The 11,851-nt window shown below is 71.0% G+C and carries 10 protein-coding genes and 1 tRNA gene; 5 read left to right on the top strand and 6 right to left on the bottom strand.

What is annotated here, in order from left to right:
• The 6 genes from AMK16_RS18585 to AMK16_RS18560 all read right to left on the bottom strand — a co-directional run bounded on the left by AMK16_RS18585 (position 1) and on the right by AMK16_RS18560 (position 5,534).
• Positions 1 to 345 carry a rhodanese-like domain-containing protein gene (locus tag AMK16_RS18585; protein WP_073917003.1) on the bottom strand — a complete coding sequence of 115 codons (345 nt, stop codon included), beginning with the start codon at positions 343 to 345 and terminating at the stop codon, positions 1 to 3.
• Between the two features lie 53 nt (positions 346 to 398).
• A complete protein-coding gene (locus AMK16_RS18580) occupies positions 399 to 1,274 on the bottom strand; it encodes a J domain-containing protein (protein ID WP_073916999.1) in 876 nt (291 codons plus the stop codon).
• A 158-nt stretch (positions 1,275 to 1,432) separates the two neighbouring features.
• Positions 1,433 to 2,860 carry a DUF2252 domain-containing protein gene (locus AMK16_RS18575; protein WP_073916997.1) on the bottom strand — a complete coding sequence of 476 codons (1,428 nt, stop codon included), beginning with the start codon at positions 2,858 to 2,860 and terminating at the stop codon, positions 1,433 to 1,435.
• A 24-nt stretch (positions 2,861 to 2,884) separates the two neighbouring features.
• Positions 2,885 to 3,532, bottom strand: a complete 648-nt coding sequence (locus AMK16_RS18570) for a response regulator transcription factor (protein WP_073917746.1) — start codon at positions 3,530 to 3,532, stop codon at positions 2,885 to 2,887.
• A gap of 20 nt (positions 3,533 to 3,552) precedes the next feature.
• Complete coding sequence (locus AMK16_RS18565) at positions 3,553 to 5,223, bottom strand: sensor histidine kinase (RefSeq protein ID WP_073917744.1); 1,671 nt, start codon at positions 5,221 to 5,223, stop codon at positions 3,553 to 3,555.
• Positions 5,224 to 5,451: 228 nt separating this feature from the next.
• Positions 5,452 to 5,534, bottom strand: a tRNA-Leu gene (locus AMK16_RS18560).
• A 295-nt stretch (positions 5,535 to 5,829) separates the two neighbouring features.
• On the opposite strand from AMK16_RS18560, the gene AMK16_RS18555 reads away from it, so the two are divergent.
• The 5 genes from AMK16_RS18555 (at position 5,830) to AMK16_RS18535 (ending at position 11,695) form a co-directional block, all read left to right on the top strand.
• Positions 5,830 to 6,666, top strand: coding sequence for an FhaA domain-containing protein (locus AMK16_RS18555; RefSeq protein ID WP_073916994.1), 837 nt, complete (start codon positions 5,830 to 5,832; stop codon positions 6,664 to 6,666).
• 10 nt (positions 6,667 to 6,676) lie between these two features.
• On the top strand, positions 6,677 to 7,177 hold the full coding sequence (locus AMK16_RS18550) for an FHA domain-containing protein FhaB/FipA (RefSeq protein WP_073916990.1): 501 nt from the start codon (positions 6,677 to 6,679) through the stop codon (positions 7,175 to 7,177).
• Positions 7,178 to 7,321: 144 nt separating this feature from the next.
• A complete protein-coding gene (locus tag AMK16_RS18545; RefSeq protein ID WP_199885472.1) occupies positions 7,322 to 8,779 on the top strand; it encodes a PP2C family protein-serine/threonine phosphatase in 1,458 nt (485 codons plus the stop codon).
• A gap of 31 nt (positions 8,780 to 8,810) precedes the next feature.
• Positions 8,811 to 10,235: an FtsW/RodA/SpoVE family cell cycle protein gene (locus AMK16_RS18540; RefSeq protein ID WP_073916984.1), complete on the top strand. Its 1,425-nt coding sequence runs from the start codon at positions 8,811 to 8,813 to the stop codon at positions 10,233 to 10,235.
• Positions 10,232 to 11,695, top strand: coding sequence for a peptidoglycan D,D-transpeptidase FtsI family protein (locus AMK16_RS18535; protein ID WP_073916981.1), 1,464 nt, complete (start codon positions 10,232 to 10,234; stop codon positions 11,693 to 11,695). The genes AMK16_RS18540 and AMK16_RS18535 overlap by 4 nt, the downstream gene beginning before the upstream one ends.
• Positions 11,696 to 11,851 lie beyond the last annotated feature (156 nt).

Here is an 11,851-nt window from a genome sequence, read left to right as displayed (position 1 = left end):
CTACAGCACGAAGGCCGGGTTCCCGGTGTCGGTCACCATCGGGCGCCCGGCACCGTCCCACGCCTGCATGCCGCCGTCGATGTTCACGGCATCGATGCCCTGCCGCACCAGGTACTGGGTGACCTGCGCGGAGCGACCGCCCACGCGGCACATCACGTGCACCCGGCCGCCGTCCGGGACGGCCTCCGTCAGCTCACCGACGCGGGAGACGAATTCGCTCATCGGGATGTGCAGCGCGCCCTCGACGTGGCCGGCCGCCCATTCGTCGTCCTCACGGACATCGAGCACAAAGCCTTCGGAGGGCACCGCGGCGGCGTCCACCGAGGGAAGCGGGCCGAAGTTCATCACTGTCGCCTTCTCTCGTCGCAGATCTACCGCCAACCTATCCGACCGCTGCCTCACTCAGCAGCGAGCGCCTGCGCCTCGGCCAGTTCCGCCTCGCGCTCCGAGACCTGCGCCAGCAGCTGCTCCGCGATCTCCTCCAGCAGCCGGTCCGGATCCTCCGGCGCCATCCTCAGCATCGACCCGATCGCGCTGTCCTCCAGCTCCTTGGCCACGAGCGACAGCAGCTCCTTGCGGCGGGTCAGGAACTCGAGGCGCGCGTACAGCTCCTCGCTCTCGCCCGGCGCCGCCCGTTCGGGCGCCGGACCGGCCGCCCACTCCTCGGCCAGCTCGCGCAGCAGCCGCTCCTCACCCCGCCCGTACGCGGCGTTGACCCGCGCGATGAAGGCGTCCCGCCGCTCCCGCTCCGCCTCGTCCTGGGCGAGGTCCGGGTGGGCCCGGCGGACCAGCTCGCGGTAGAGGCGGCGCACCTCCTCCGAGGGGCGCACCCGCTCCGGCGGCTGCACCGGCCGCTCGGTGAGCATCGCGGAGGCGTCGTCGGACATTCCGTCCGAGTCCAGCCAGCCGTGGAAGAGCTCGTCCACGCCGGGCATCGGCATGACCAGCGAGCGGGCGTCCCGAGCACGCCGCAGGTCCTCGGCGTCCCCGGTACGGGCCGCCTTCGCCTCCGCGATCAGCGCGTCCAGTTCGTCGAGCCGCGAATACATCGGGCCCAGCTTCTGGTGGTGCAGGCGGGAGAAGTTCTCCACCTCGACCCGGAAGGTCTCCACCGCGATCTCGAACTCGATCAGCGCCTGTTCGGCGACTCGCACCGCCCGCTCCAGGCGCGCTTCGGCGCGCTCCTCGCCGGGGGCTCCGGAATCACCGGAGGCTCCCGCATCGCCGGAAACTGTCTGTTCGGGCTGTTCGGGCCCCTCGGTCTGCTCGCTCACCCGGCCAGCCTACGGCCCGCCCGGCCGGGCGAGGTTTCACGTGAAACACCGACCCGTGTTTCACGTGAAACACCGACCCGCGCCGGTCTCGGCCCCGGCGGCCGCGGGAGGGTCGGACCCCGTGCACACGCAGGCTCAGACCCCTTGCACACCAAGGCTCAGACCCCGTGCTCCGCCGCGATCCGCCCGGACCGCACCGCCGCCACCAGATCGGCATGGTCGGCCTCCGTCCGGTCCGCGTAGGCCACGGCGAAGGCAGCCATCGCCTCGTCCAGCTCCTCGTTCTTCCCGCAGTAGCCGGACAGCAGCCGCGGATCCACGCTGTGCGCGTGCGCCCGGGCCAGCAGGGCCCCCGTCATCCGCCCGTAGTCGTCGATCTGGTCGGCGGACAGCGCCGCCGGATCCACGCTGCCCTTGCGGTTGCGGAACTGCCGCACCTGGAAGGGCCGCCCCTCCACCGTGGTCCAGCCCAGCATGATGTCCGAGACCACCTGCATCCGCTTCTGGCCCGCCACCACCCGGCGCCCCTCGTGCTCCTGCGGCGGCGGGGCGAACCCCAGCGCGGGCAGGTACGGCAGCAGTACCGAGGGCCGCGCCTCCTTCACCTGGAGCACCAGCGGCTCGCCCCGGTGGTCCAGCAGCAGCACCACGTACGAACGGGTGCCCACGCTCCCGGTGCCCACCACGCGGAAGGCCACGTCGTGGATCGCATGCCGGGCCAGCAGCGGCAGCCGGTCACCCGCGACGGTCTCGAGGTACGGCCCCAGCGAGGCCGCGACGGCCGCCGCCTCCGCGTTCCCGACCCGGCGCAGCACCGGCAGCGCGTCCACGAAGCGGCGCCCGCCGTCCGGTGTGACCTCGGTCGACTTGGCCGCGAACCGGGCGGAGGTGTTGTTGCGGGCCTTCTGCGAGACCCGCTCCAGAGTGCCCAGCAGATCCCGGGCGTCGGTGTGCGAGACCAGCTCCTCGTCCGCGATGGCGTTCCAGGCGTCGAGTGCGGGCAGCCTGGCCAGCAGCCGCACGGTCCGCCGGTAGGCACCCACCGCGTCCAACGCCGCCGCCCGGCACGTGTACTCGTCCGCCCCCGCCACCCGGCCCGCCAGCACCAGCGAGGTGGCCAGCCGCTTCACGTCCCACTCCCACGGGCCGAACACGGTCTCGTCGAAGTCGTTCAGGTCGATGACCAGACTGCCGCGCACGTCGCCGTACAGACCGAAGTTCCCCGCGTGCGCGTCACCGCAGATCTGCGCGCCGACCCCGGTCACCGGCCCCGCGGACAGGTCGTGCGCCATCAGCCCGGCGGAGCCGCGCAGGAAGGCGAAGGGGTTCGCGGCCATCCGGCCGACCCGTATCGGCGTCAGCTCGGGAACCCGGCCGACATTGGACTCCTCCACCGCGCGCACCGCGTCCGGCCGCCCGGCCGGTGGGTCCAAGGCGGCGTGCGCCGACCGCGGCACCCGGCCGCGCAGCGCCCTGCCCTCCTCCTTCGGCGACCCGGCCGCCTCCCGCGGTGCGAAACCCGCCACCTCCGGAATCCGCTGCCCCGCAACCGCCGCCATCCGCGCCGCCCCCGCCCGTCCATCCATCGTCTTCGAACGGGCTGACCGTATCTACAGCCCGGCGTCCCTGGCCAGCAACGCCGCCTGCACCCTGTTCTCGCACTCCAGCTTCGCCAGGATCCGGCTCACGTACGTCTTCACCGTCGCCTCGCTCATGTGCAGCCGCCGTCCCGCGTCCGCATTCGACAAGCCCTCGCCGAGCAGGGCCAGCACCCCGCGCTCACGCTCGCTCAGCTCCGCGATCCGGCGCCGGGCCTGCTCTCCCCGCGCGACGGCCTTCCCGGAGGCGAGCTGGTCCACCACGTGGCGGGTCGCCGACGGCGAGAGGTACGCGTGGCCGGCCGCGGCCGCCCGGACCGCCCCGATCAGCTCGCCCGGCGCGGAATCCTTCAGCAGGAAACCGGCGCCGCCCTCCCCGAGCGCCCGCAGCACGTTCTCCCTCTCCCCGAAGGTGGTCAGGATCAGCGCCCGCACCTCCGGGGCCGCCCGGCCCAGCTCCCCGAGGGCGGTCAGCCCGTCCATCACCGGCATCTGTATGTCCAGCAGCACCACGTGCGGCCCGTGCGCGCGGGCGAGCTCCACCGCCTCCCGCCCGTTAGCCGCCTCCGCGACGACCTCGATGTCCGGCGCCGAGGTCAGGATCATCCTGATCCCGGCCCGGATCAGCGGCTCGTCGTCGGCGATCACCACTCTGATCACTTCGGCTGTCACCCGTGCTCCTACTGCTTGACCTCGTACGTCTGCTTCTCGACGAGCTTGCCGCCCTCGAAGCAGAACCGGAAAACCCTGTCGGTGGACAGTTCCGCCGAATCCTCCGACGACAGCAGCGCCAGGCAGGTCGTGCCCTGCGGCCGCGGCGGTCCCTTCCGGTCCAGGCCCGACGTCAGCATGCTCTCCCCGTCGGGCAGCCGGTCACGGACCGCCTTCTCGGACTCTCCCACCCGCACGGCGTCGAAGTCGGCCCGGTCGATCATCGCCTTGTTCACCGAACCCAGCAGCAGTACCGCGAAGGCCGCGACCACGATCACCAGGAGCACCACGGCCGCCACCGCGATCCCGCAGCCCAGCGCGACGCCTCCGGTCCGGCTGCGCTCCCGCACCGCCAGCTCCCGGTCCACCGCCGCCCAGTCCATCGGCGGAGCCCCCCGCAGCGCCTGGGCCTGCGCCTGCTGGCCGAAGTCGTCGGCCACCTCGGCCACCCCGGCCGGCTCCGTGCCGTAGGGCAGGACCCCGGCCACCCGGAAGCCGCCGCCCTCGCTCTCGCCGGCGTGCACCATCCCGCCGACCAGCCGGGCCCGTTCGCGCAACCCCGTCAGCCCCTGCCCGCCCGAGACCACCTCACCGGCCCCCGGCCCTGCCGCCGGCCCGTTGGCGATCTCCACCACCAGCGAGTCGTCCTCGTAGCGCAGTTCCACCGAGATCGCCGAACCCGGCGCGTGCTTGTACGCATTGGTCAGGGCCTCCTGCACGATCCGGTACGCCGCGTGGTCGCAGGCCGCCACCAGAGGCCGCGGCCGCCCGGCGGTGGTCAGCCGTACGTCGGTGCCCGCGCCCCGCGCCGCGGCCACCACGCCCGGTATGCCGGCGACTCCCCGCGCGGCGGGCTGCGCCGCCTCCTCCACGGGGACCGGCGCCTCGACCCCGTCCCGCAGGATGCCGACGACCTCCCGCAGTTCGTGCATGGCCGCCACCGAGGCCTGTCGCAGCACGCCCACCGCCCCGCGCTGCCGGCCGGTGAGCTCCGGGTCCACCTCCAGCGCCCCGGTGTGCACGGAGATCAGGGCCAGTTGGTGGCCCAGGCTGTCGTGCATGTCCTGGGCGATCCGCTGCCGCTCCCGCAGCCGCGCCTGGCCCGCGACCATCGCCCGTTCCCGCATCAGCTGCGCGTTGCGTTCCTGCAGTGCGCGCAGCAGCGTGCGGCGCTGGTGCCAGTACCGGCTGGCCAGACCGGGCATGACCGTCGTCGCCAGGAACATCAGGGTGGAGAACACGATCACCAGCAGCGGCCGCATCTGCGACCACTCGTGCAGCACGTTGAAGCCGACCGAGGCCGCGAAGGCGACCGTGAAGGCCGCCAGCGCCCGGCCCACCCCCACGATCCGGCGCCCCGCCGACCAGCCCAGCAGGCTGGTGACCAGGAAGATGCCGGGCAGGAACGCACCCGCCCCGGATCCCGCGATCAGGGCCGTCGCCGGCCACCGCCGCCGCAGCAGGGTCAGCGCCAGCACGGCGACCGCGCTCGCGGCCATCCGCCGGCCCGAACCGCCGTCGAGTTCCTCTACACCCGTGCCCAGCAGGGCCAGTACCGCGGCGAGCGCCACGTCCCCCGCCAGCATCCGCCGGGTCCAGGGCTCCGGCCCGCTCAGCCGGTCCCACCCCGCCCGCGTCATCGCCTTCACGTCCACCCGACGACCCTAGACAGCCCGCCGCCGGCCCGGCCGTCCTCTTTCGTCGCGCTGCCCACGACGAAAGTCGCCGCGGTACGTGTCCTGGATCACTCTGCGGCTCCGCCGCCGCCCGCTCCCCCGCCGACCTCCACCGCCGGCCCCGTCACCAGCCCGCCGGGGAAACACGAAACGGCCGCCACCGCTTACGCGATGACGACCGTTTCGTCGATGTGGGCGAGGGGGGATTTGAACCCCCACGTCCCGAAGGACACTGGCACCTGAAGCCAGCGCGTCTGCCGTTCCGCCACTCGCCCGAGCAGCACCCCAGTGGATCTTCCCTTTCGGGCCGTTCCCCTGGCGACGTCGAAAGATTAGCACGTCGGACGGGGTGGAATCACATCCCTTTCCCGGCACCCCCGCACCCCCTCCGGGGACCGGCCCCTCCCGCTCTGCGCCCCCGGTGCGGGACACTGTCCCTGAGGCCCCCCTACGATCGCTTGTGAGGACCAACACTCGTCCGCACAGGACCGATGGGGAACCACCCGAATCCGCCACGCGTGGATACGATCAGTAAGCAGTACAGGGCGACAACGACGGAGGAGGTGCCCCATGGGAGTTCTGAAGCGGTTCGAGCAGCGACTCGAAGGTCTGGTGAACGGCACCTTCGCCAAGGTGTTCAAGTCCGAGGTCCAGCCGGTGGAGATCGCCGGAGCCCTCCAGCGGGAGTGCGACAACAACGCCACCATCTGGAACCGCGAGCGGACCGTCGTCCCCAATGACTTCATCGTCGAACTCAGCGCCGGCGACTACGACCGCCTGAGCCCCTACTCCGGGCAGCTCGGCGACGAGCTCGCGGGCCTGGTCCGCGACTACGCCAAGCAGCAGCGCTACAGCTTCATGGGCCCCATCAAGGTCCAGCTGGAGAAGGCCGACGACCTGGACACCGGGCTCTACCGGGTCCGCAGCCGTACCCTCGCCTCCAGCACCTCCCAGCCGCAGGCCCCCCAGGGCCGGCAGCCGGGCGGTGCCGCGGAAGGCGGGTACGGCTACCCGCCGGTCGCCGCCCCGCCCATGCCGAGCGCACCGCCCCCCGGCGGACCAGGCGCCCGGCGGCCCGCCACCGGCGCACCGGGCGCGGGCGCACCCGCTCCGTCCTCGGGCGCACCCAGGCGCCACTGGATCGAGATCAACGGCACCCGCCACCAGATCTCGCGCCCCACGCTCGTACTCGGCCGAAGCACGGAAGCCGACGTGCGGATCGACGACCCCGGCGTCTCGCGCCGGCACTGTGAGATCCGGACCGGAACGCCCTCGACGATCCAGGATCTCGGGTCCACCAACGGCATCGTGGTGGACGGGCAGCACACCACCCGCGCTACGCTCCGCGACGGCTCGCGGATCGTCGTGGGCAGTACCACCATCATTTACCGGCAAGCCGAAGGGTGAAGCGGGGGCAATGTCAGAGCTGACCCTGACGGTCATGCGGTTGGGTTTCCTAGCCGTCCTGTGGCTGTTCGTCATCGTGGCCGTACAGGTCATCCGCAGCGATCTCTTCGGAACGAGAGTGACGCAGCGCGGTTCGCGCCGCGGCGGCGCCGCCGCCGGCGCTCAGCAGCAGGCCGGCCGGCAGGCCGCGCCTCCGCAGCAGCGCCAGCGCCGCGGTGCGCCCACCAAGCTCGTCGTGTCCGAGGGCACCCTCACGGGAACCACGGTGGCCCTCGCCGGCCAGACGATCACGCTGGGCCGCGCGCACGACTCCACCATCGTGCTGGACGACGACTACGCGTCCAGCCGCCATGCCAGGATCTACCCAGACCGTGACGGTCAGTGGATCGTCGAGGATCTCGGGTCCACCAACGGCACGTATCTCGACCGGACCCGGCTGACCACCCCGACGCCCATTCCGCCGGGCGCCCCGATCCGCATCGGCAAGACCGTCATCGAGCTGCGGAAGTAGTACGAGAATGAGCGAGCGGAGCGAGCGCGCGGCGGCGATCCGTCCCACCGAGGGCACGGACCCGCGCGCGTTCCCGACCGGAGGGTGGGCAGTGTGGCTCGAGACCGGTTGTACCCGGAGGAAGCCTCGACAGGGCAGGTGCGCATGAGTCTGTCCCTGCGGTTCGCAGCCGGATCGCACAAGGGCATGATCCGCGAGGGCAACGAGGACTCCGGCTACGCCGGGCCCCGTCTCCTCGCGATCGCCGACGGCATGGGCGGCCAGGCCGCCGGCGAGGTCGCGAGCTCCGAGGTGATCTCCACCCTCGTGCAGCTCGACGACGACGTCCCGGGCTCCGACCTCCTCACCTCCCTCGCGACGGCCGTGCAGCGCGCCAATGACCAGCTGCGCGTCATGGTCGAGGAGGACCCGCAGCTCGAAGGCATGGGCACCACCCTGACCGCACTGCTGTGGACCGGTCAGCGGCTGGGCCTCGTGCACGTCGGCGACTCCCGGGCCTACCTGCTCCGCGACGGCGTCCTCACCCAGATCACCCAGGACCACACCTGGGTCCAGCGCCTCGTCGACGAGGGGCGGATCACGGAAGAGGAGGCCACCACCCATCCGCAGCGCTCGCTGCTGATGCGGGCGCTGGGCAGCGGCGACATCGTCGAACCCGACCTCTCCATCCGCGAGGTCCGGGCCGGCGACCGCTACCTCATCTGCTCCGACGGGCTCTCCGGAGTGGTCTCCCACCAGACCCTCGAAGAAACCCTCGCCGACTACCACGGCCCCCGCGAGACCGTGCAGTCGCTCATCCAGCTCGCCCTGCGCGGCGGCGGGCCGGACAACATCACCTGCATCGTCGCGGACGTCCTCGACACCGACAGCGGGGACACCCTGGCCGCCCAGGTCAGCGACACCCCGGTCGTCGTCGGTGCGGTCGCCGAGAACCAGCACCAGCTCTTCGACGGCGGCAACGCCATGCAGACCCCGGCCGGCCGCGCCTCGGGCCTCGGCCGCCAGGCCGGTCCGCCCGCCGGCGCCTTCGGGCCCCCCGGCAGCGGTGAGGCCCCGGGCTACGGGCACGCCGAGCAGAGCCAGGGCGGCGCCTACGGCAGCTTCGGCGAAGCCGAGGGCTACGACGAGGACTCGCGCTACGAGGACACGTACGACCGCCCCCGCAGGCGTCGCGGCAAAGGGCGCAAGTGGACCACCCGTACGCTGACCCTGCTCCTCGTCGCCGGTGTGGTCGGCGGCGGCCTGTACGCGGGCTGGCGCTGGACCCAGACCCAGTTCTACATCGGCGTCAAGGACGACCACGTCGCGCTGTTCCGCGGCATCAGCCCGAAGCTCGGCCCGCTGGAGCTCTCCAAGGTGGAGACGAACCGCCCCGACATCGAACTGAAGTACCTGCCGCCCTTCAAGCTCAAGCAGGTGAAGGCCACCATCAGCGAAACCGGCCTCGACGGCGCCCGCACGAAGATCGACGAACTCGGCGTCCAGGTCTCGGCCTGCAAGAAGGACGAGGAACGCCGCAACGCCGAGGCCCAGAACCAGACACCCGGCTCCACTCTGACTCCTGCGGAGCAGCAAGTGGTCAGCCTGTGCGGCAAGCAGTAGACACCCGCGGGCACAGGGGGCCTGCCACACCATGAGCGTTGTCACCAACACGACCACCATCGGCGCGATCGAGCTGCCGAGCCGGCGGAACACCGAGCTCCTGCTGCTCGCTTTCGCCGTGGTCATCCCGATCTTCGCCTACGCCAACGTGGGCCTGTCGATCCACGGGAAGCTGCCCCCCGGCATGTTCGCCTACGGACTCGGCTTCGCCGCCCTGGCCGGCATCGCGCACGTGGTCGTGCGCCGCTACGCCAAGTACGCCGACCCGCTGCTGCTGCCGCTCGCCACGCTCCTCAACGGGCTCGGCGTCGTGCTCATCTGGCGGCTCGACCAGTCCGAGCGGCTGCAGAACCTCGCCAAGCGCTCCTTCGGCGAATTCTCCCCCTCGGCGCCGCGCCAGATGATGTACACCGCGCTGGCCATCGCCCTGTTCGCGGGCGTCCTGCTGGTACTGAAGGACCACCGCGTCCTGCAGCGCTTCACGTACATCTCCATGGCGGGAGCCCTGGTCCTGCTGATCCTGCCGGTCATTCCCGGCCTGGGCGCCGACGTCTTCGGCGCCAAGATCTGGATCAGCGTCGGCGGCTTCTCCATCCAGCCCGGCGAGTTCGCGAAGATCGTCATCGCCATCTTCTTCGCCGGCTACCTCATGGTGAAGCGCGACGCGCTCGCGCTGGCCAGCCGCCGCTTCATGGGCCTGTACCTGCCGCGCGGGCGCGACCTCGGCCCGATCCTGATGATCTGGGCGATGAGCCTGCTCGTCCTCGTCTTCGAGAACGACCTCGGCACCTCGCTGCTCTTCTTCGGCATGTTCGTGATCATGCTGTACGTCGCCACGGAGCGGACCAGCTGGATCGTCATCGGCCTGCTGATGTCGGTCGGGGGCGCCACCGTCGTCGGGGCCACCGCCAGCCACGTCAAGGCCCGCGTCACCGCCTGGCTCGACCCCTTCGCCTGCTACACCAAGTCCGGAGCCTGCGAGCAGGTCGGCCAGTCGATCATGAGCTTCGGTTCCGGCGGTGTCCTCGGCACCGGATGGGGCCAGGGCAACTCGGACCTCATCGGCTTCGCCGCCAACTCCGACTTCATCTTCTCCACCGTCGGCGAAGAGCTCGGCCTCGCCGGCGTGATGGCCTTCCTCCTGCTCTACGGCCTCATCATCGAGCGGGGCGTCCGCACCGCCCTCGCCGCCCGCGACCCCTTCGGCAAGCTGTTCGCCATCGGCCTCTCCGGCGCCTTCGCGCTGCAGATCTTCGTCGTCGCCGGCGGAGTCATGGGCCTCATCCCCCTCACCGGCATGACGATGCCCTTCCTCGCCTCCGGCGGCTCCTCCGTCCTCGCGAACTGGATCCTCATCGCCATCCTCATCCGGATCAGCGACACCGCACGCCGACCTGCCCCGGCCCCCGCCCCGTCCCCCGACTCCGAGATGACCCAGGTGGTCCGCCCGTCATGAACAAGCCCCTGCGCCGCATCTCGCTGTTCTGCGGGCTGCTCGTCCTCGCGCTGCTGATCCGGACCAACTGGCTGCAGTACGTCCAGGCCGAGGAACTCAGCACCCGCAAGGAGAACCGCCGGGTCCAGATCGCCCAGTACGCCACCGAGCGCGGCAACATCATCGTCGGCGGCCAGCCCATCACCGGCTCCGCGGTCACCGACGGCAGCGACTTCAAGTACAAGCGGACCTACCTCGACGGCCCGCTGTGGGCCCCCGTCACCGGCTACGCCTCGCAGGCCTTCGGCTCCACCCAGCTGGAGAACATCGAAGACGGCATCCTGACCGGCAACGACGACCGGCTGTTCTTCGACCGCACGATCGGCATGTTCACCGGCGAGAAGAAGCAGGGCGGCAATGTCGTCACCACCCTGAACGCCGCCGCCCAGAAGGCCGCCTTCAAGGAGCTGGGCGACAAGAAGGGCGCCGTCGCGGCCATCGACCCGCGCACCGGCGCCATCCTGGCCCTGGTCAGCACCCCCTCGTACAACCCCTCCAGCTTCGCGGGCTTCTCGAAGGACGACGGCAAGGCCTGGCGCGACCTGAACGACAGCGAGGACAAGAACCTCGTCAACCGCGCCCTGCGCGAGACCTACCCGCCGGGCTCCACCTTCAAGGTCGTCACGGCCGCGGCCGCGCTGGAGCACGGTGTCGTGAACGACATCAACGCGCCCACGGACACCCCCGACCCCTACTTCCTGCCCGGCACCAAGACCGAGATGGTCAACCACGCCTCGGGCTGCGAGAAGGCCAGTCTCAACAAGGCCCTCGAAGTCTCCTGCAACTCCGTCTTCGCGAACATGGGCGACAAGGTCACCCGCGACAAGATGGTGGAGACCGCGGAGAAGTTCGGTTTCAACAGCACCATCGACACTCCCGTCCGCGCCTTCGCCAGCGTCTACGACAAGAAGATGGGCAAGGACGGCAACGCCCAGAGCTCCATCGGCCAGTTCAACACCGCCGCCACCCCGCTCCAGATGGCCATGGTCACCGCGGCCATCGCCAACGACGGCAAGCTGATGAAGCCGTACATGGTCGACCAGCTCACCGCGCCCAACCTCGACGTCATCGAGAAGCACTCGCCCGAGGAAATGAGCCGGCCCCTCTCCGCCGCCAACGCGCAGAAGGTCCAGCAGATGATGGTCAACGTCGTCGAGAACGGCACCGGCACCCCCGCCAAGATCAAGGGTGTGAAGGTCGGCGGCAAGACCGGTACCGCCCAGCACGGCGAGAAGAACGCCAAGCGCCCCTACGCCTGGTTCATCTCCTACGCCGAGAACCCGGACGGCACCTCGCCCGTCGCCGTCGCCGTCGTCGTCGAGGACAGCCAGGGGACCGACCGCGAGGACATCACCGGTGGCGGTCTGGCGGCTCCGGTCGCCAAGGCCGTGATGGAAGCCGTCCTCGGCAGCAAGGGCTGAGCAGGGATGACGGAGCGACGGAAAAGAGTGACCCCCGTCACTGATCCAGTCCGGATCCGAGCGTACGGTACCGGTCCAGTATCAGCCTGTGCCCGCGAACCGATCACAGACGATCGGCCGGTAGCCTTTGCGCGAACAGCACACCGCCGGACCACA

Source organism: Streptomyces sp. CB00455 (genome assembly GCF_001905445.1).
Taxonomy (GTDB): Bacteria; Actinomycetota; Actinomycetes; order Streptomycetales; family Streptomycetaceae; genus Streptomyces.
The sequence above is the reverse complement of the archived record's forward strand: the minus strand, read 5'-3'. Positions and strand labels throughout refer to the sequence as shown.

What these genes read in the sequence shown, in the direction of transcription:
- AMK16_RS18585 (WP_073917003.1), bottom strand. Translation starts at nt 345, where the DNA reads ATGAACTTCGGCCCGCTTCCCTCGGTGGACGCCGCCGCGGTGCCCTCC.
- AMK16_RS18575 (WP_073916997.1), bottom strand. Translation starts at nt 2,860, where the DNA reads ATGGATGGACGGGCGGGGGCGGCGCGGATGGCGGCGGTTGCGGGGCAG.
- AMK16_RS18565 (WP_073917744.1), bottom strand. Translation starts at nt 5,223, where the DNA reads ATGACGCGGGCGGGGTGGGACCGGCTGAGCGGGCCGGAGCCCTGGACC.
- AMK16_RS18555 (WP_073916994.1), top strand. Translation starts at nt 5,830, where the DNA reads ATGGGAGTTCTGAAGCGGTTCGAGCAGCGACTCGAAGGTCTGGTGAAC.
- AMK16_RS18550 (WP_073916990.1), top strand. Translation starts at nt 6,677, where the DNA reads ATGTCAGAGCTGACCCTGACGGTCATGCGGTTGGGTTTCCTAGCCGTC.
- AMK16_RS18545 (WP_199885472.1), top strand. Translation starts at nt 7,322, where the DNA reads ATGAGTCTGTCCCTGCGGTTCGCAGCCGGATCGCACAAGGGCATGATC.
- AMK16_RS18540 (WP_073916984.1), top strand. Translation starts at nt 8,811, where the DNA reads ATGAGCGTTGTCACCAACACGACCACCATCGGCGCGATCGAGCTGCCG.
- AMK16_RS18535 (WP_073916981.1), top strand. Translation starts at nt 10,232, where the DNA reads ATGAACAAGCCCCTGCGCCGCATCTCGCTGTTCTGCGGGCTGCTCGTC.